The organism is Streptomyces sp. P9(2023), from assembly GCF_032436795.1.
Classification (GTDB): Bacteria; Actinomycetota; Actinomycetes; order Streptomycetales; family Streptomycetaceae; genus Streptomyces.
This window is the reverse complement of the sequence record NZ_JAUPWM010000538.1, coordinates 1-266: the sequence shown is the minus strand read 5'-3', so window position 1 is coordinate 266 and position 266 is coordinate 1. Positions and strand designations below refer to the sequence as shown.

The 266-nt window shown below is 57.5% G+C and carries 1 protein-coding gene; it reads left to right on the top strand.

The window, feature by feature from the left end; all coding sequences use genetic code 11:
* Positions 1-266 (top strand): hypothetical protein (locus Q5762_RS38635; protein WP_315896991.1); only part of this gene is annotated, 266 nt, incomplete at both ends.

The window sequence follows — 266 nt, the reverse complement described above, 5'->3', positions numbered from 1 at the left end:
CTTGCTCGCCAGTCGCCTGCTCAGGTCAAGAAGTTGCGCCAGATCGCATCGCTGCATCGCGAATACCTGCACGTTCTCTGCAACCGTGAAAACGGCCCCGGCGACCTGTATGATCTGAAAGGCCGTCTCGCCATCGGTGAACCGAATTCAGGCGGCTGGCTGATCTGGCAGAACTTGACGAAGGTCGATCCACGTCTTGCTGAAATCCCGGTAACGAACGAATCTGGTGTTATGGCGCTTTCGGCTGTCTCTGCTGGCACCGATGC